The following is a 19,274-nucleotide window of genomic DNA, read 5'->3' as shown; positions in this document are numbered from 1 at the left end:
AAGGAGAGCCGAAGCTCTCCTTTTTTGTTAGATCGGTGTCAGCCGATGGTCATCAGGCTGGCGTTACCACCCGCTGCCGCGGTGTTCACACTCACCGCCCGCTCGATCACCAGGCGCTCCAGGGCGATCTGGTGATCGCCGCTCGACAGCCCATGCACGCCGACGATCGCGCCGGCACGCTTGGCCACCTGCTCGCAGACGCCGCGCAACTGGTCGGAGTGACCGTGGTGGATGACCGCGTCAAAGGCGACCTCATCCTTGCTCCAGTCAGCCACCAGCTTGATCTTCGCTTGCAGCTCCTTCGGCAGACGAGCGCGCACGGTCTTGGCCGGCTCGCCGTCCTGGAACACCGCCGAGCTACCCACGGCCAGCACCGCTGCCAGCTGGGCCAGCAGGTCGGCCTCGTTGTCGGCCAGGCACAGCACGTGTTCGCGTGGCAGCACGCTGTAGGTGTTGCGCTCGCCGGTCGGGCCTGGCAGCACGCGGGTGATACCACTCTGCGACTGCTCGGCGAACTGCTCGCACAGCGCGGCCAGGTCGCTCATCTGGCTGCTGGCCGCCCAGGTCTTGAGGGTTGTCAGCGGCTTGAGCTGCTGGTCGCGCAGGGTGGTGTCGGCCTGGCTGCGCGCATCGTCGGCCTGGAAGTGGCGGGCGATGGCATCGGCCGGGCGGGTCGACAGCAGGCGGTACAGGTACAGCGGGCCGCCGGCTTTCGGGCCGGTGCCCGACAGGCCTTCACCGCCGAACGGCTGCACGCCGACCACGGCGCCGACGATGTTGCGGTTGACGTACATGTTGCCGGCGTTGACGTTGTCCACCACCTTGGCGATGGTCTCGTCGATGCGGGTGTGCACGCCTAGGGTCAGGCCGTAGCCGGAGGCGTTGATCTGCTCGATCAGCTGGTCCAGGTCCTTGCGGTTGTAGCGCACCACGTGCAACACCGGGCCAAAGATCTCGCGCTTGAGCTCGTCGAAGCTTTCCAGTTCGATCAGGGTCGGCATCACGAAGGTGCCGCGCTTGATCTCCTCGCCTTCGGCGATAGCCACCTGGTAGACGGTGCGGCCTTTGTCGCGCATGGCCTGGATGTGCTTCTCGATGCCCGCCTTGGCTTCGGCGTCGATCACCGGGCCGATGTCTACCGACAGGCGCTCGGGGTTACCCAGGCGGCTTTCGGCCATGGCGCCCTTGAGCATCTCGATCACGCGGTCGGCGGAGTCTTCCTGCAGGCACAGCACGCGCAGGGCCGAGCAACGCTGGCCGGCGCTGTCGAAGGCCGAGGACACCACGTCGATCACCACCTGCTCGGTCAGCGCCGAGGAGTCGACGATCATGGCGTTCTGGCCGCCGGTCTCGGCGATCAGCGGGATCGGCCGGCCCTGGTTGTCCAGGCGCCCGGCGATGTTGCGTTGCAGCAGGCGGGCGACTTCGGTGGAACCGGTGAACATCACACCTTTGACACGCTCGTCACCGACCAGGCCGGCACCGACGGTTTCGCCCTGGCCAGGCAGCAGTTGCAGCACGCCTTCCGGGATGCCGGCTTCCAGCAACAGGCGCACGGCCTGGGCGGCGACCAGCGGGGTCTGTTCGGCTGGCTTGGCCAGTACCGGGTTGCCGGCGGCCAGGGCCGCGGCCACCTGGCCGGAGAAGATCGCCAGCGGGAAGTTCCACGGGCTGATGCACACCACCGGGCCCAATGGGCGGCAGCTGTCGTTGCGCAGATCGTTGCGTGCCTGCACCGCGTAGTAGCGCAGGAAGTCCACCGCCTCGCGCACTTCGGCGATGGCGTTGGCGAAGGTCTTGCCGGCTTCGCGCACCAGCAGGCCCATCAGCGGCTGGATATCGGCTTCCATCAGGTCGGCGGCGCGTTCGAGGATCGCGGCGCGCTCGGCCGGTGGGGTGGCCTGCCAGATTGGCGCGGCGTTCAGCGCGCACTGGATGGCATTGTCGACGTCGGCGACGGTGGCTTCCTGCACATGGCCGACCACATCGCGATGGTCGGACGGGTTTAGCACTGCGCTGGCCGGTTGCTCGCTAGTGGCGCAGGCCAGCAGCGGCGTGGCCTTCCAGTCGTTATGAGCGGTGGCCAGCAGGGCGCAGGACAGCGACGCCAGGCGGTGTTCGTTGGCCATGTCGATGCCGGCCGAGTTGGCCCGCTCGCTGCCGTACAGCTCACGCGGCATCGGGATGCGCGGGTGCGGTAGGCCGATGCTGCCTTCCTGGGTGCCCATGCGCTCGATGCTGGCGACCGGGTCGGCGACCAGTTCCTGGATCGAGATCGAGTGGTCGGCGATGCGGTTGACGAACGAGGTGTTGGCGCCGTTTTCCAGCAGGCGACGCACCAGGTAGGCCAGCAGGGTTTCGTGGGTGCCGACCGGGGCGTACACGCGGCACGGACGGTTCAGTTTGCCTTCGGAGACCTTGCCTACCACTTGCTCGTACAGTGGCTCGCCCATGCCGTGCAGGCACTGGAACTCGTACTGGCCCGGGTAGTAGTTCTGTCCGGCGATCTGGTAGATGGCCGACAGGGTATGGGCGTTGTGGGTGGCGAACTGCGGGTAGATGGCTTCCGGCACCGACAGCAGCTTGCGCGCGCAGGCAATATAGGAAACGTCGGTGTACACCTTGCGGGTGTACACCGGGTAGCCTTCCAGGCCCTCGACCTGGGCGCGCTTGATCTCGCTGTCCCAGTAGGCGCCCTTCACCAGGCGAATCATCAGGCGGTGGCGGCTGCGCTTGGCCAGGTCGATGACGTAGTCGATCACGTACGGGCAGCGCTTCTGGTAGGCCTGGATGACGAAGCCGATGCCGTTCCAGCCGGCCAGCGACGGTTCGAAGCACAGGCGTTCGAGCAGGTCCAGCGACAGCTCCAGGCGGTCGGCTTCCTCGGCGTCGATGTTCAGGCCGATGTCGTACTGCTTGGCCAGCAGGGTCAGCGACAGCAGGCGCGGGTACAGCTCGCTCATCACGCGCTCGTACTGGGCGCGGCTGTAGCGCGGGTGCAGGGCCGAGAGCTTGATCGAGATGCCCGGGCCTTCATAGATGCCACGGCCGTGCGAGGCCTTGCCGATCGAATGGATCGCCTGCTCGTAGGAGGCCAGGTACTTCTGCGCGTCGTGCTCGGTCAGCGCGGCTTCGCCGAGCATGTCGTAGCTGTAGCGGAAACCCTTGGATTCGAACTTGCTGGCATTGGCCAGCGCCTCGGCGATGGTTTCGCCGGTGACGAACTGTTCGCCCATCAGGCGCATGGCCATGTCGACGCCCTTGCGGATCATCGGCTCGCCGCTCTTGCCGATGATGCGGGTGAGCGAGGAGGTCAGGCCGGATTCATTGTGGGTGCTGACCAGCTTGCCGGTCAGCAGCAGGCCCCAGGTGGCGGCGTTGACGAACAGTGACGGGCTGTTGCCCAGGTGCGGCTGCCAGTTGCCGGTGCTGATCTTGTCGCGGATCAGCGCGTCACGGGTACCTTTGTCGGGGATGCGCAGCAGCGCTTCGGCCAGGCACATCAGCGCCACGCCTTCCTGGGACGACAGCGAAAACTCCTGCAGCAGGCCCTGGACGATGCCAGCGCGGCCGCCGGCGCTCTTCTGGTTGCGCAGCTTGTCGGCCAGGCTTGCGGCCAGCTTGTTGGTGGCTTCGGCCTGGGCCGCCGGCAGGCGTGCCTGCTCCAGCAGCATTGGCACCACTTCCTGTTCGGGGCGGCGGTAGGCAGCGGTGATCGCCGAGCGCAGCACCGATTGCGGCAGGATGCTTTCGGCGAACTCCAGGAAGCACTGGTGGGCGTGCTCGGCCGGGGCTTCGCCGGCATCGTCGCCGAGTGCGGCCGCGTGGCCATTGAGTTCGTTCAGGGTGGCGCCACCCTCGAGCTTCTCGAGATAGTTGAAAATCGCTTGCTTGATCAACCAGTGCGGTGTGCGGTCGATGGACTGCGCAGCTGCTTTGAGTCGCTCACGGGTCGGGTCGTCGAGTTTGACCCCAAGGGTGGTCGTCGCCATTTCTTATCCTCGTTATTGCCACGGATGTGGCCTAAGCTGACGGCAAGATTAGCCTGTAGGACAATTCGGGTGCAACCGGGTGCAACCCTAATTTTTCAAGGTAAAGGTGCTACTCGTCTGAAGGGTGTTTCCGTACAACCGAAACGGTCTTTATTGGCGCTTTTTGTTATGTAAAACGCTGTGTTTGCTCCGAATTGGAGCAAGAATGCGGTTTTATCTGAAAATGCAGGGTTGGGTGCAACTGGCAAATGAAAAATGGTTGCACCTCGTTCACGTTGTTGCATAGGATTCGCCGCCTGGGTGCAACCGTCGTCGTGCACGGCGGGTCGCAAGAGATAAAAACAACGCCAGGGCACAACTCATGGGCAATCCACTAACGATCACTTTCGTGGTCTACATTGCGGTAATGGTGCTGATCGGCTTTGCCGCCTATCGCTCCACCAAGAACCTTTCCGACTACATTCTCGGCGGCCGTAGCCTCGGCAGCGTGGTTACCGCGCTTTCCGCCGGCGCATCGGACATGAGCGGCTGGCTGTTGATGGGCTTGCCGGGCGCCATCTACTTCGCGGGCCTCTCCGAAGCCTGGATCGCCATCGGCCTGACCGTCGGCGCCTACCTCAACTGGCTGTTCGTTGCCGGCCGCCTGCGTGTGCAGACCGAGCACAACGGTGACGCCCTGACGCTGCCGGACTACTTCTCCAGCCGCTTCGAAGACCAGAGCGGCCTGCTGCGGATCATCTCCGCGATCGTGATCCTGGTGTTCTTCACCATCTACTGTGCCTCTGGCATCGTTGCCGGTGCCCGCCTGTTCGAAAGCACCTTCGGCATGTCTTACGAGACCGCGCTGTGGGCTGGCGCTGCGGCAACCATCGCCTACACCTTCATCGGTGGTTTCCTGGCAGTGAGCTGGACCGACACCGTGCAGGCGTCGCTGATGATCTTCGCGCTGATCCTCACGCCGATCATCGTGCTGATTTCCACCGGAGGCTTCGACACCACGTTCCTTGCCATCGAGGCGGTGAACCCGGCGCACTTCGACATGTTCAAGGGCGCCACCTTCATCGGCATCATCTCGCTGATGGGCTGGGGCCTGGGCTACTTCGGCCAGCCGCATATCCTGGCGCGCTTCATGGCCGCCGACTCGGTCAAGTCGATCGCCAAGGCGCGCCGTATCTCCATGACCTGGATGATCCTGTGCCTGGCTGGTACCTGCGCCGTGGGCTTCTTCGGCATCGCCTACTTCTCGGCGCACCCGGACCTCGCTGGCCCGGTCACCGAGAACCACGAGCGTGTGTTCATCGAGCTGGCCAAGATCCTGTTCAACCCATGGGTCGCCGGTGTGCTGCTGTCGGCCATCCTGGCGGCGGTGATGAGCACCCTGAGCTGCCAGCTGCTGGTGTGCTCCAGTGCCCTGACCGAGGACTTCTACAAGTCGTTCCTGCGCAAGAACGCTTCGCAGCGTGAACTGGTTTGGGTCGGCCGCCTGATGGTGCTGGCCGTCGCGCTGATCGCCATCGCCATGGCCGCCAACCCCGAAAACCGCGTGCTGGGCCTGGTGGCCTACGCCTGGGCTGGCTTCGGCGCCGCCTTCGGCCCTGTTGTGCTGCTTTCGGTGCTGTGGAAAGGCATGACCCGCAATGGCGCGTTGGCGGGCATCGTGGTCGGTGCGCTGACCGTGATTGTCTGGAAGCAACTGGGTACCGGCCTGTACGAGATCATCCCGGGCTTCCTGTTCGCCAGCATCGCCATCTTCCTGGTGAGCAAGCTGGGCAGCCCGTCGAACAGCATGGTTTCGCGCTTTGAAACCGCTGATGCGCAGTATCACGCCGACAAGTAACGCCTGCTGAACTGGCGTCGCCTTCATCGCCGGCAAGGCGGCTCCCACAGGGATAAACTCAAATCTGTGGGAGCCGGCTTGCCGGCGATGGGGTTCAAATCGATCGACCGCCGTACCTGACGTCTCCCTCGCGACAAGGTAAACTTGCCGCCCCCGCAGGAGCCGCCATGAACTATCGTCACGCCTTCCACGCCGGCAACCACGCCGACGTCCTCAAGCACATCGTGCTCACCCGCCTCATCGCCCTGATGTCGCGCAAGGAGCAGCCGTTCGCCTACATCGATACCCACGCAGGGCTTGGCCTGTACGACCTGCAGGGCGATCAGGCGAGCCGTACCGGTGAGTACCTCGAAGGCGTCGCCCGCCTGTGGAATCGCGATGACCTGCCGGCCGTCACCGCCGACTATCTGGGCGTCATCAAGCGCCTGAACAAGAATGGCGAACTGCGCTATTACCCGGGCTCCCCTGAGCTGGCCCGGCGCTTGATGCGTGAACAGGACCGTGCACAGCTCAACGAAAAGCACCCTGAAGACGGCGTGCTGCTCAAAGAGAACATGAAGAAGGACCCGCGAGTCACCGTGCACCTGGGCGAGGGCTGGCATATCCCGCGGGCGCTGCTGCCGGTGCAGGAAAAACGCGCGATCATGCTGATCGACCCGCCGTTCGAGCAGGCCGACGAGCTCAAGCGCTGCACCGTGGCGATGAAGGAGGCGATCGGTCGCATGCGCCAGACCGTCGCGGCCATCTGGTACCCGATCAAGGACCAGCGTTCGCTGACCCGCTTCTACCAGGACCTCACCAGCACCGGCGCGCCCAAGCTGTTGCGCGTGGAGCTGTATGTGCATCACCAGGACAGCCCGCAGGGCCTGAATGGCTCGGGCCTGGCCATCGCCAACCCACCGTGGGGCCTGGAGGATGAGCTCAAGACGCTGCTGCCGTGGCTGGCCAAGGAGCTGGCGCAGACCGCCGGCAGCTTCCGCATGGACTGGCTGATCGCCGAATAAACAGGCGTCGCAGGCAGCGTGGGAGCCGCGATGCGGCGGCCCGACTTGCCCGGCGATGGCGTCAGCAAATCCAGCGCCATCGCGGGGCAAGCCCGCTGCCACGTCCATGCATCGCGTCAGGCGATCTTTGCGTTATAATCCCGCCCTTTAGCCGCCATCCGCCTGAATGGCCGGTGGCGCACTTCATACCGATTTGAGAGGCTAACCCCTTGGCACTGACGATTCTTGGCCTGTCCGGCGCCCTTAGCCATGACCCTTCCGCGGGCCTGTACATCGACGGCAAGCTGATTGCCGCCGCCGAAGAAGAGCGCTTCGTGCGTGACAAGCATGCGAAGAACCGCATGCCCTACGAGTCGGCGAAGTTCTGCCTGGAGCAGGCCGGCATCAAGCCGTCGGACGTCGACGTGGTGGCCATTCCTTTCGCCCCGATCAGCCTGTTCGGCAAGGCCCGCTGGCACTACGCCAAGCGCTACTGGTACGCCCCGGATCGCGCTCTCGACGCGCTGCTGATGGGCAACCGCCGTTACAAGCGCTACCGCAAGAAGATCGTCTGGTGCCTGGAGCAGCTGGGCTTCGATCCGAAGAAGATCAAGATCGAACCGGTCGAGCACCACCTGGCCCACGCCTCCAGCGCCTACCATTGCTCGGGCTTCAAAGAGAAGACCGCGATCCTCGGCATCGACGGCAAGGGCGAGTACGCCACTACCTTCTTCGGCTATGGCGAAAACGGCAAGATCCACAAGATCAAGGAATTCTTCGACCCGGACTCCCTGGGTGGCCTGTATGGCGCGATCACCGAGTTCCTCGGCTTCGAGATGCTCGACGGCGAGTTCAAGGTCATGGGCATGGCGCCGTATGGCGATGCCAGCAAATATGACTTCTCGCGCCTGGCCAGCTTCGAAAACGGCGAACTGGTGATCAACACCGAGTACGCCAACGTCATCGGTCTGCGCCGCTATAAAGAGAAGGGCAAGGGCTTCTACTTCTCGCCCAAGCTGATCGAGTGGCTGGGTCCGAAGCGCGAAGGCGACATCGCCGACGAGCCGTATATCCACTATGCGGCGAGCATGCAGGCATTGTTCGAGAAGCTCGCCCTGCAGATGATCGACCACTACCTGGGCGATACCCTGAAAGAGACCGGCAAGCTGGCCTTCGCCGGCGGCTGTGCGCTGAACGTCAAGCTGAACCAGAAGATCATCGCCCGTGACGACGTGAAGGAGCTGTTCGTCCAGCCGGCCTCCGGTGACGCCGGTACCGCAGTGGGTGCTGCTGCCTATGTGTCCCATGCCCGTGGCGTGCCGGTCGAGAAGATGGAGCACGTTTACCTCGGCCCTGCGTTCTCCAACGAAGACGTGATCGCCGCCTGCGCCCGTCACCCGAGCAAGCCGGTATGGCGCAAGCTCGAGAACATGCCCGAGCAGATCGCCAGGATCATGGTCGACGGCAACCCGGTTGCCTGGTTCCAGGGGCGCATGGAGTTCGGCCCTCGCGCACTGGGTGGTCGCTCGATCATCGGTTGCCCGAGCGTGCCGGGCGTGGCCGACCGCATCAACCACCAGATCAAGTTCCGCGAGCGCTGGAGGCCTTTCTGCCCGTCGATGCTCGACACCGTTGCGCCGCAGATGATCAAGATCGATCATCCGGCGCCGTTCATGACCTTCACCTTCGAAGTAGCTGAAGAGTGGAAGACCCGTGTGCCGGAAGTGGTCCACGAGGACGGTACCTCGCGCGCCCAGGTGCTCAAGCGCGAGTACAACCCGCGCTACTACGACATGATGAAGGCGCTGGAAAACCTGACCGGCAACGGCGTGTCGCTGAACACCTCGCTCAACCGCCGTGGCGAACCGATGATCTGCTCGCCGACCGATGCCCTGAATATGTTCTTCGGTTCGGACCTGCAGTACCTGATCATGGAAGACATCCTGGTGGTCAAGGAAGGCGCCGCGCCGTATGACCAGCCGCTCTGAACCGCGGATCCTGCAGTTCTGCCATGGCTATGACGGGCCGTTCCTCGACTGCGCCCGTCAATATGCCAGCCTGTTCCAGGGCAGCGGCTACAAGGTCACCACCGTGTTCCTCACCGGGGCGGCTGACGCGCAGGTCGCGGCTGGCTGCGCCTCGGACGAGGTGTTGTTCCTGGAGTTCAGCTCCAAGGCCGTGCGCGGCCTGAAGCTGGGCGCCATCGTCGCGCTGCGCAAGATCGCCGCGCAGCGCAATTTCGCGTTCTGCATCGCCCACCGCTTCAAACCGATCTATGTCGCGCTGCTGGCCACTGGTCTGCCGGTGATCGGCGTACACCACGCGTTTGGCGACTACCAGCGCAAGGGGCGCCGACTGTTTGCCAACCTGTTCCGCAAGCGCCTGAGCCTGCTCGGTGTCTCGGATGCGGTGCGCGACGACATGCGCCGCTGCCTGGGGCGGTGGCCGGCCGAACGTATCCAGACCCTGTACAACCGCATCGATGTCGAGGCATTGCAGGCCAGCCTGGTGCCGCGTGACGAGGCGCGTCGTGTCTTGGGCCTGGATGAACAGGCCTGGGTGGTCGGCAATGTCGGCCGCCTGCACCCGGACAAGGACCAGGCCACGCTGTTGCGCGGCTTCGCCGAGGCCTTGCCTGGCCTGCCGGCTGGCGCGCGGCTGGCAATCCTGGGCAAGGGGCGTCTCGAGGCACCGCTCAAGGCATTGGCCAGTGAGCTGGGCATTGCCGGGCAGGTGGACTTCCTCGGCCAGGTGCCGGACGCCCGCCGTTACTTCAGCGCCTTCGATGTGTTCGCGCTGAGCTCCGATCATGAGCCTTTCGGCATGGTCCTGCTCGAGGCCATGGTGGCGGGCGTGCCGCTGCTGGCCACCGCCTGTGGCGGCGCTCGGGAGGTGGTCGAGGGTGTGGGCGTGCTGTTCCCGCTGGGCGATGCCGCGCAGCTGGCCCAAGGCCTGAAGCATATGGCCGGGCTGGACGCCGGGCAGCGCGAGGCCTGTGCTTTGCACATGCTACAGCGCCTGCGGCAGCGTTTCAGCGACCAGGCGGTGCGCGATGCCTTCTGGCAGTTGCCGCAGATGCGTGCGCTGGTGGCGGAGGCCTGATGCTCAATCACCTCAAGGCCTGGCGCGAGCGCGGCTGGCAAGTGGTCGACGCGGCCGAGTACAACGATGCCTGGCAGCGTTTCGGCGGCAGTGTCGCCACGCACCCGCTGGTGGTCGAGCAACTGGCGGACCTGGCCGGGATCCCGGTGCGTTACCTCGGTTGGTTCCAGGGCGGCGAGCTCAAGGCCGCGCTGCCGACCTGGGCGCGCCACCTGGCGCTGTCCAAGGATGTACTCAAGCGCGAAGGCAAGAAAGGCCTGTTCGACCTGGGCAATGCCGAGATCATCCTGCCGGCCGCTGCCGATGCCGGGGCGCCGCTACGGCACGCCGGTCGTTACCTGTCGGAGCTGAACCAGGGCCGTTTCGCCGGCCTGAAGGCGCAGCCTGAGCAGTTGGCCATGGCGCGTGCGCATGAGGACCTGTCGAAGAAGTTCCGCTATAACCAGCGCCGTGAGCTGCGCCTGCTGGAAGAGGCTGGCGGCCAGGTTCGACCGATTGGCGATTTCACTGCAGCCGAGATCGCGGCGATGTACTGTGAATTGTTCCAGCGTCGCTGGGGTTTCCCGGCCACCGGTGCCGCCCGCATGGCCGAAGTGATCGAGCGCCTGCGCGAACTGTTGATTGGCTCCGTGTTGTTCCTGGAGGGGGCGCCGATCGCGATCCAGTTGGTGTATCGCGTCGAGGCGCCACAGTGGATCAGCGTTGAATATGTAAACGGCGGTGTCGACCCAGACACCAAGGCTTTCAGCCCAGGTAGCGTACTGAGTTTCCTCAATACCCAGGCTGCCTGGGAGGATGCCAATGCCCGCGGCAAGGCGCTGCGGTTCTCCTTCGGCCGGGCCGATCGAGAGTACAAGGATCGTTGGTGCAAACCCGTCAACGTCTTCCAGGTCTGAACATGAGCGCCAACAAGCAGCAACTGCTCAAACGCCATCGCAAGCGCAAGCGGGTGATCCTGCTGGTATTGCTTGTCGCGCTGTTGCTCACGGCGCTGTGGGCCTGGTGGCTGCCGCCTTTGCTCGCCGTGCTGCTGTGGGTTGCCCATGAGGCCTGGTTTTCCGACCACCTGTTCTACGTGCCCGGCAGCGACTACCAGTACGATTTGCAGGCCAGCGAGCGTCATGCGCTGCGCAGCCATGACGGGGTGCTTGCGTTGCCGGGCGATTGCCTGTTGGGCGGCAGCGAGACCCTGTTGCTGCGGGTGAATTTGCGCGCCGGTTGGTTGGGGCGCCTGTTCGACCCAGCGGTGCGCATCGAAGGTGGCGTCGCCGATTGCCAGGCCTTCGAGCGTGGTGTCCGTGGTGTGCGCTACCTCAATCTGGGTGGCCAGGCCGAGGCGCTGAGCGCCGGGCGTCTGCGCCTGAGTGGCCGGCACTGCCGCGTGGCGCCGGAGGTGGAGTTGCTGGTTTTCCGTCACGCCGACTATCTGGCCAGCTCGCTGATGGTCATCGCACCCCATGCCGACGATGCCGAGCTTGCGGCTTTCGCCGCTTATGCCCAGGCAAAAAGCAGCTGGATCGTGACCCTGACCGCAGGCGAGATCGAGAACGCGCATTATCGCGAAACCTTCGGCCTCGACCTGGTCGAGGCGGCCCGGCTCAAAGGCGAGTTGCGCAGTTGGGACAGCATCGCGGTACCCCGCTGGGCCGGGGTGCCTTCCAACCAGTGCGTGCAACTGGGTTATTTCTGCATGCAGTTGCGGGCCATGCAGGCTGAGCCCGAGGCAGTTGTCGCATCGCGCGAGGCCGATCTGGTCGACACCCGGCCATTCCGCCGTTTCAACGAGGTCGCGCTGCGCAGCGATGCCGATGGCCGGCCGACCTGGAACAACCTGGTCCAGGACCTGCGCGAGCTCATCGAGCATGCGCGCCCGGCAACCATCGTGATGCCTCACCCGACGCTCGATCCACACCCGGATCACGTGTGCGCCCATGAGGCCCTGCAGCAAGCGTTGCGAGGGGCGAGTTGGCAGCCGCAAACCTTGCTGTTGTACGCCAATCACCTGCACGACAATGACCGCTGGCCGATGGGCGATGCCGGTACCGGGGTGCCTTTGCCACCGTTCTTCGATGCGGGCCTGCCCATGCGTCCCTGGGTGCTGGGGGTTGGCGAGCAGCAGCAGAGGCAAAAGGCCATCGCTTTGGGTATGATGCACGACCTGCAGCCTGCGGCTCCATTCAAACGCAGGGTTCGTCGCTTCCTGCAGCGCTGCCTGGCCGCCCGGCGCTGGCCTGCATTCGGTGACAATGAATTCTTCCGCAAGGCCGTACGGCGCCACGAACTGCTGTGGGTCGGTACAGTGATCGACAAGAGAGAGCCACGGTGAAAGTCCTGTTCCTGGTCCAGAAAGAGCAACGCGCCATCCTGGACCGTCTTTACGAAGGCATCGCGGCCGACTGCGAGTGCGACATCCGTTGGCTCACTGGCGACGAGCAGGCCGATCTGCGCAGCTACTTCCATCAGCATGTGCAAGTCGATCAGTACGACCGCATCCTGTTCTTCCTGCGGTTCAAGAAAGAAATCCGCCAGGCGCGTTTCATCCGCACGCTCCCGAACCTGGTGATCCTCGAGCACGACGCCTATCAGAACTATATTCCGTGCAAGTACACCGGCAAGTTCAGCGAGCACTACCGCCAGTTGCCGTGGGCGCGGGTCATCACTTCAGGTGCGGTGGTTACCCGTCGGCTGCGTGATGAAGGTTTCGATGCGGTATTCGTGCCCAAGGGCTACGACCAGGCGCTGCTGCGCAACGAGAACCGCGAGCGCGACATCGAGCTGGCGTTCGTCGGCAGCCTGCGCAGTGTGGCCTACTCGGGCCGCAAGCAGATGCTCGAGTCGATTGCGGCGGTAGAGAACCTGCTGATCACCCGCACCAAGTCGGGCGAGGAATACAGCCAGACCCTCAGCCGTATCCGCTTTTTCGTCAGTGCCGACGTTGGCATGGGCGAGTACATGATCAAGAACTTCGAAGCCATGGCCTGTGGTTGCGTGCTGTTCGCCTACGATCAGGGCGAGGAGGAGAACCAGGCGCTGGGCTTCGTCGACATGCACAATATCGTGCTCTACCGCGACCTTGAACAACTGCGCGAGAAGCTCGCCCAACTGCGGGGCGACCTGGACCTGGCCGAGCGTATCTCGCGCAACGGCCAGCAACTGGCCGAGCAGCGTTATACCTTTCACGCGCTTGGGCAGGCGATCACCGAGGCCATGCGCGCGCCGTTACGCCCGGCCAGCAAACCCGGCCTGGTGGAGCGCCTGTTGCGCGCCATCGGTTTGGCGCGTTAAGCCCTAAACACATCGAGGAAGCCATGATCTTCAGTGAAAACAGCGAGATCACACTGGTGGTGACCAGCTGTGGTCGTTTTGAACTGCTCAAGCGCACGCTGGAGAGTTTCGATCTCTACAACACGGCGCCCATCCGCGAAGTGTTCATCACCGAGGATTCCGGTGACGAGGCGGTGCGCAGCTGCATTCCTGAGCACTGGCGCGAGCACACCACCTTCATCGTCAACAATCCCAAGCTCGGACAGTTGCGTTCGGTGGATGCCGCCTACTCGCAGGTCAAGACGTTCTGGGTGTTCCACTGTGAGGATGACTGGGCGTTCTATCGCCCGGGTTTCGTCGAGCAGTCCCAGGCCTTGCTCGAAGCCGACCCGCAAGCCTTGCAGGTCTGGCTGCGCAGCTTCAACCATGACTTGCAGGTGCACAGTCCCTACGTGTTCCTGGAGGCGCGTCAGGTGCTGCAGGGTATTGCCTTCCACAAGCTGGGTTCGCACAAGGCGGAATGGCAGGGCTTCTCGTTCAACCCGGGCCTGCGCAGGCTCGCCGACTACCAGGCGCATGCGCCGTACGCCGCGCATTCGGGCGAGAAGAGCCTGTCGCGGCTCTACGCCGAGCGTGACCGCTACGCGCTGATCCTCGAGAACGACGCGGTGCTGCACACCGGGTTCGGCGAGCATGTGGAAATGCCGGAAGAGAAGATCAAGAAGGCTCGACGCAAGCGCATGGATCGTATCCGCCTGCTGGGCGTGTTGTTTATTGGACTATTGCTTGGATGGGTGTTGAAGGATGTTTGAAGGGATTGGCAGCGATAACCGCACGAGCCGGCGCTATTTCAGCGCAGCGTTGATCGTGTTCCTGGCCAGCTTCGTGCTGATGGCCTCATCGAAATGGACCAACAACATTTTCTACGCTTTCATTGCGTTGCCTGGCCTGGTGTTCCTGGTTAAGGAGCGTGGTGCGGGGCTCTTCAGCGACAAGCTTGGCCTGGCGTGGCTGGTGTTCCTGCTGTGGTTCCTGGTGCCGGCGGCGATTGCCGGTGAGGGGCAGTTCTACAAGCATATCGTCTATGTGACATTGTTTGTCTTCGTCGTGGCCGGGTTGGTGAATCATGATTTCATGCGTTCCTGGGTATTTGCCCGAGCGCTGTTCTGGATCATCTGCCTGTACATCTTCGCCTATGCGCTTTACGCCTATGCGACGGGGTTGTATGCCTTGGGGCAGCGTGTCGATCTGCTGCCGGCGCGAATGGAAAATGTCATCTACGTCAGTATCTGGCTGCTGTGTGCCTTGGCGCTGGCCATGCCGCATTGGTTGCGCAGGCAGCATTGGGTCGAAGCGTTCGCCGCAGTGGCACTTTCCCTGGTGGCGGTGAGCTTCGTGCTGCAGACCCGCACGGCAATGCTTGGTGCTGCGTTCCTGTTCGCTGCCTGGGCAATTTGGGCGCTGTGGCGCTTCCCCCGAGTCGCTGGTCCTTGGCTGCTGGGGTTCGCGGTGTTGGGGGCTGTGGTGCTCTGGCTGATCAAGGATGCTGGCTGGGTTCATTCGGTCATCGCCCGGGGTGACTCCTTCCGCGGTGAGCTGTTCCGCGTCATGGTCGGCGAGTGGCAGAACTGTGGCTGGGCTCTGGGCTGCGGTGTCGAATTCCATACCGACAAGTTGCTTTCCGGCACCATGCCGATCCAGCACCCGCACAATATCTTCGTTGCCTTGGGGCTTTACACCGGTGGTGTTTCGCTGCTGCTGTTCCTGGTCATCGTGGTGATGACCCTGGTCCAGGCCGTGCGCCTGCGCGACCCGTGGGGCATGTACCTGGCCTGTGCCCTGGTCATGCTCAACTTCGACGGCAGCAAGCTGATTGGTAACCCTGACGAGCTATGGCCGCTGGTCCTGCTGCCGGCAGCCATGGTACTTGGCCGTGGGTTGCAGCAGCGACGTTTGCGCTGATGATGAAGATGGCCGCCTCCGGGCGGCCATCTTCGTTCAGGCCAGTGCGCTGGCCAGGTCCTGGCGGCGGCAGACCTGCTGGCTGGCCAGGTAGGCCTCGATGAACAGGTTGTCGCGGTCACCCAGCAACCATTCCCGATCTTGCCGATACCGCAGCATGTGGCGGAAGTTGCGCTGACGTTGTGATCGGCGAAGTGGCTTGCGGTAGATGCGCAGGTCGGCGACATCGATCAACCCCAGCTTGCCTTCGGGCGTCAGTACCACGTTGCCCAGATGCGCGGAGCGGAAGTACACGCCTGACTCGTGCAGCGTCGCGATGAACTGCCCAAGCTGGTCGCGCAGCTCGGGATGCTCGCCGGGTTGCTCCAGTAGTTGACGCAGCGTATGCCCTGGGAGCGGGTCGTAATGCACGGCATCGCGGGCGATCTCGGCAATCCGGTACACCGCCTTGACCTGTGGGCAGGGGATGCCGCGCGCGGCCAGGGCCTTGCAGTTGTCGGCGAAGCGTCGGGCATAGGGGTACCAGGCTGCCGAGCTGATCAGGCGCTTGCGCCGGAACAGCTTGAGCATCGTGCCGTCGCGCAGGCGCAGGACCTTGTCGCCAGTACCGTCGGCTTCGAGGACGTTAGCGCCCTCGCGCAAGGCAAGGTAGCGGGCGTGGTCAAGTGCGTGCATCTAGCCTCCAGGGCCATGGGTTCGGGACAGCCGCCTATCTTACCTGCAGCGGGCGGTGCGAGACACCGCGTGTGTTATAATCCCGGCTCTTTTTGACCCGACGGATTCTCATGACAGTTCCCGAATCGTCTTCGCCTGCGAGCCTGAAGATCTACCTGCGCCTGCTGGGCTACGTCAAACCCTATATCGGCATCTTCCTGCTGAGCATCGTCGGTTTCGTGATCTTCGCCTCGACCCAACCGATGCTGGCCGGGATCCTCAAGTATTTTGTCGACGGCCTGAGCAACCCCCAGGCGGTGTTGTTCCCCAGCGTGCCTTACCTGCGCGACCTGCAGTTGCTGCAGGCGGTGCCGCTGCTGATCATCCTGATCGCCGCCTGGCAGGGCCTGGGCTCGTTCCTGGGCAACTACTACCTGTCCAAGGTGTCGTTGTGCCTGGTTCACGACCTGCGCGTCGAGTTGTTCAACAAGCTGCTGGTGCTGCCCAACCGCTATTTTGACAACCACAACTCCGGGCACCTGATTTCGCGCATCACCTTCAACGTGACCATGGTTACCGGCGCGGCCACTGATGCCATCAAGGTGGTCATCCGTGAAGGCCTGACAGTGGTGTTCCTGTTCGCCTACCTGCTGTGGATGAACTGGAAACTGACCTTGGTGATGGTGGCGATCCTGCCGCTGATCGCGGTGATGGTGAGTACCGCCAGCAAGAAATTCCGCAAGCAGAGCAAGAAGATCCAGGTGGCCATGGGTGATGTCACCCATGTGGCCTCCGAGACCATCCAGGGTTATCGCGTGGTGCGCAGCTTCGGTGGCGAAAGCTACGAAGAGCGTCGCTTCAACGCTGCCAGCCAGAGCAACACCGACAAGCAGCTGCGCATGACCAAGACCGGTGCGCTTTACACGCCGTTGCTGCAACTGGTGATCTACACCGCCATGGCCACACTGATGTTCCTGGTGCTGTTCCTTCGCGGCGAGGCGTCGGCCGGTGATCTGGTGGCCTATATCACGGCGGCTGGGTTACTGCCCAAGCCGATTCGCCAGCTCTCGGAAGTCAGCTCTACCATCCAGAAGGGCCTTGCCGGTGCCGAAAGCATCTTCGAGCAGTTGGACGAGAAGCCGGAGGTCGATGCCGGCACTGTCGAGAAGGAACGGGTCGACGGGCGCCTCGAAGTGCGCAACCTCAGCTTCACCTACCCCGGCACCGAGCGTCAGGTGCTCAGCGACATCAGCTTCACCGCCGAGCCTGGGCAGATGATCGCCCTGGTCGGGCGGTCCGGCAGCGGCAAGTCGACGCTGGCGGCGCTGATCCCGCGGTTCTACCACCACACAGAAGGGCAGATCCTGCTCGACGGCGTGGAAATCGAACAGTACCGCCTGCGCAACCTGCGTCGCCATGTGTCCCAGGTGACACAGCACGTCACCCTGTTCAACGACACGGTGGCCAACAACATCGCCTACGGTGACCTGGCCGGCGCCCCTCGGGCGGATATCGAGGCCGCCGCCGCCGATGCCTACGCCAAGGAGTTCGTCGACCAGTTGCCCAAGGGCTTCGATACCGAAGTCGGCGAGAACGGTGTGCTGCTCTCCGGTGGCCAGCGCCAGCGCCTGGCGATCGCGAGGGCGCTGCTGAAGAACGCGCCACTGCTGATCCTCGACGAGGCGACCTCGGCCCTGGATACCGAGTCCGAGCGCCACATCCAGGCGGCGCTGGATCACGTGATGGAAGGTCGCACCACCCTGGTGATCGCCCACCGCCTGTCGACCATCGAGAAGGCCGACCTGATCCTGGTGATGGACCAGGGCCGTCTGGTGGAGCGTGGCACCCACGCCGATCTGCTCCAGGCCAATGGCCATTATGCCCGCCTGCACGCCATGGGCCTGGATGAAGCGGAAAAGGCCGACATCACCTGATCGGCCGTATGGTGGGGCCTTCGCGGCCCCGCCAGTCAATCGATACAGCATTGCCGCGGTTGGCCGTAAAGCCCTGCGCAACCCTGTGCTAATATCCTGCCCCTGTTCACTTTTCCAATGATGGGTTGCCCATGAAGTTGTCCATGCCGCGTTTCGATCAAGCCCCGGTATTGGTGGTCGGCGATGTCATGCTCGACCGCTACTGGCATGGCGGTACTTCGCGTATCTCGCCTGAGGCGCCGGTGCCGGTGGTCAAGGTCGATCAGATCGAGGACCGTCCCGGCGGCGCCGCCAACGTGGCCTTGAACATCGCCGCCCTCGGTGCTCCAGCCGCGCTGGTTGGTGTCACCGGCCAGGACGAAGCCGCCGACAGCCTGGCCAACAGCCTGCAGGCGGCGGGCGTGCGCTCGATCTTCCAGCGCATCGCCCATCAGCCGACCATCGTCAAGCTGCGGGTCATGAGCCGCCACCAGCAGTTGCTGCGCATCGATTTCGAAGAACCCTTCGCCACCGATCCGCTGTCGCTGGGGGCGGAAGTGGATGCCTTGCTCGAAGGGGTCAAGGTGCTGGTGCTGTCCGACTACGGCAAGGGCGCGCTGAAGAATCACCAGTCGCTGATCCAGGCTGCCCGCAGCAAGGGCATCCCGGTGCTGGCCGACCCCAAGGGCAAGGATTTCTCGATCTACCGCGGCGCCAGCCTGATCACCCCGAACCTCAGCGAGTTCGAGACCATCGTCGGCCGTTGCGCCGACGAAGCCGAGCTGGTGGCCAAGGGCCTGAAGCTGCTCGAGGAGCTGGACCTGGGCGCGCTGCTGGTGACCCGTGGCGAGCACGGCATGACCTTGCTGCGCATCGGCCACCCGGCGCTGCACCTGCCGGCCCGAGCCCGTGAGGTGTTCGATGTCACCGGTGCCGGCGATACGGTGATTTCGACGCTTGCCGCCGCCATTGCCGCCGGCGAAGACCTGCCTCATGCGGTCGCCTTGGCTAACCTGGCTGCCGGCATCGTCGTCGGCAAGCTGGGTACCGCCGCTATCAGCGCACCCGAACTGCGCCGGGCGATCCAGCGTGAGGAAGGCTCCGAGCGCGGTGTGCTGGGGTTGGAGCAGTTGCTGCTGGCGATCGATGATGCCCGTGCGCACAACGAGAGCATCGTCTTCACCAATGGCTGCTTCGATATCCTGCACGCAGGCCATGTAACTTACCTGGAGCAAGCCCGTGCCCAGGGGGACCGTCTGATCGTCGCCATCAACGACGATGCTTCGGTCAGCCGCCTGAAAGGGCCGGGCCGTCCGATCAACAGCGTCGATCGGCGCATGGCCGTGCTGGCCGGGCTCGGTGCGGTGGACTGGGTCATCAGCTTCCCTGAGGACACCCCCGAGAACCTGCTGCGCCAAGTCAAGCCGGATGTGCTGGTCAAGGGCGGCGACTACGGTATCGACCAGGTGGTCGGCGCCGATATCGTCAAGGCCTACGGCGGCACGGTGAAGGTCTTGGGGCTGGTGGAAAACAGCTCGACCACGGCGATCGTCGAGAAGATCCGCAA

General features: G+C 63.9%; 13 protein-coding genes. 11 read left to right on the top strand and 2 right to left on the bottom strand.

The window, feature by feature from the left end; translation table 11 throughout:
• Positions 1-38: 38 nt before the first annotated feature.
• On the bottom strand, positions 39-3,992 hold the full coding sequence (gene putA / locus ACQ4OD_RS23680) for a trifunctional transcriptional regulator/proline dehydrogenase/L-glutamate gamma-semialdehyde dehydrogenase (protein ID WP_198754821.1): 3,954 nt from the start codon (positions 3,990-3,992) through the stop codon (positions 39-41).
• A gap of 361 nt (positions 3,993-4,353) precedes the next feature.
• Here putA and putP point away from each other — a divergent pair, with 361 nt between their 5' ends.
• From putP to ACQ4OD_RS23635, 9 genes are all read left to right on the top strand, one after another.
• Positions 4,354-5,829, top strand: a complete 1,476-nt coding sequence (putP, locus tag ACQ4OD_RS23675) for a sodium/proline symporter PutP (RefSeq protein ID WP_139673925.1) — start codon at positions 4,354-4,356, stop codon at positions 5,827-5,829.
• Positions 5,830-5,996: 167 nt separating this feature from the next.
• The gene (locus tag ACQ4OD_RS23670) at positions 5,997-6,833 is read left to right on the top strand and encodes a 23S rRNA (adenine(2030)-N(6))-methyltransferase RlmJ (RefSeq protein ID WP_102682200.1); all 837 of its coding nucleotides are present in this window, start codon (positions 5,997-5,999) and stop codon (positions 6,831-6,833) included.
• Positions 6,834-7,042: 209 nt separating this feature from the next.
• Entirely contained in the window at positions 7,043-8,800 is a 1,758-nt protein-coding gene (locus ACQ4OD_RS23665; protein WP_430945025.1) for a carbamoyltransferase family protein, read from the top strand.
• Positions 8,784-9,914, top strand: a complete 1,131-nt coding sequence (locus ACQ4OD_RS23660; RefSeq protein WP_430945024.1) for a glycosyltransferase — start codon at positions 8,784-8,786, stop codon at positions 9,912-9,914. The genes ACQ4OD_RS23665 and ACQ4OD_RS23660 overlap by 17 nt, the downstream gene beginning before the upstream one ends.
• The gene (locus ACQ4OD_RS23655; RefSeq protein ID WP_198754819.1) at positions 9,914-10,810 is read left to right on the top strand and encodes an antimicrobial resistance protein Mig-14; all 897 of its coding nucleotides are present in this window, start codon (positions 9,914-9,916) and stop codon (positions 10,808-10,810) included. Before ACQ4OD_RS23660 ends, ACQ4OD_RS23655 begins: the two co-directional genes overlap by 1 nt.
• Before the next feature lie 2 nt (positions 10,811-10,812).
• A complete protein-coding gene (locus ACQ4OD_RS23650) occupies positions 10,813-12,240 on the top strand; it encodes a PIG-L deacetylase family protein (protein WP_430945023.1) in 1,428 nt (475 codons plus the stop codon).
• The gene (locus tag ACQ4OD_RS23645; protein WP_139673911.1) at positions 12,237-13,199 is read left to right on the top strand and encodes a glycosyltransferase family protein; all 963 of its coding nucleotides are present in this window, start codon (positions 12,237-12,239) and stop codon (positions 13,197-13,199) included. Before ACQ4OD_RS23650 ends, ACQ4OD_RS23645 begins: the two co-directional genes overlap by 4 nt.
• 23 nt (positions 13,200-13,222) lie before the next feature.
• Entirely contained in the window at positions 13,223-13,990 is a 768-nt protein-coding gene (locus ACQ4OD_RS23640) for a glycosyltransferase family 2 protein (RefSeq protein WP_139673909.1), read from the top strand.
• Positions 13,983-15,140: an O-antigen ligase domain-containing protein gene (locus tag ACQ4OD_RS23635; RefSeq protein WP_198754816.1), complete on the top strand. Its 1,158-nt coding sequence runs from the start codon at positions 13,983-13,985 to the stop codon at positions 15,138-15,140. The genes ACQ4OD_RS23640 and ACQ4OD_RS23635 overlap by 8 nt, the downstream gene beginning before the upstream one ends.
• Positions 15,141-15,176: 36 nt before the next feature.
• Here ACQ4OD_RS23635 and ACQ4OD_RS23630 read toward each other — a convergent pair whose 3' ends face one another.
• Positions 15,177-15,815, bottom strand: coding sequence for a phosphotransferase (locus ACQ4OD_RS23630; RefSeq protein WP_198754815.1), 639 nt, complete (start codon positions 15,813-15,815; stop codon positions 15,177-15,179).
• Between the two features lie 110 nt (positions 15,816-15,925).
• Here ACQ4OD_RS23630 and msbA point away from each other — a divergent pair, with 110 nt between their 5' ends.
• Positions 15,926-17,728 carry a lipid A export permease/ATP-binding protein MsbA gene (gene msbA / locus ACQ4OD_RS23625; protein WP_139673900.1) on the top strand — a complete coding sequence of 601 codons (1,803 nt, stop codon included), beginning with the start codon at positions 15,926-15,928 and terminating at the stop codon, positions 17,726-17,728.
• Positions 17,729-17,859: 131 nt separating this feature from the next.
• The coding region (hldE, locus tag ACQ4OD_RS23620) for a bifunctional D-glycero-beta-D-manno-heptose-7-phosphate kinase/D-glycero-beta-D-manno-heptose 1-phosphate adenylyltransferase HldE (RefSeq protein ID WP_430945022.1) at positions 17,860-19,274 on the top strand (1,415 nt) is incomplete at its 3' end.

This window comes from Pseudomonas sp. WC1, assembly GCF_050586565.1.
Taxonomy (GTDB): domain Bacteria; phylum Pseudomonadota; class Gammaproteobacteria; order Pseudomonadales; family Pseudomonadaceae; genus Aquipseudomonas.
The sequence above is the reverse complement of the archived record's forward strand: the minus strand, read 5'-3'. Positions and strand labels throughout refer to the sequence as shown.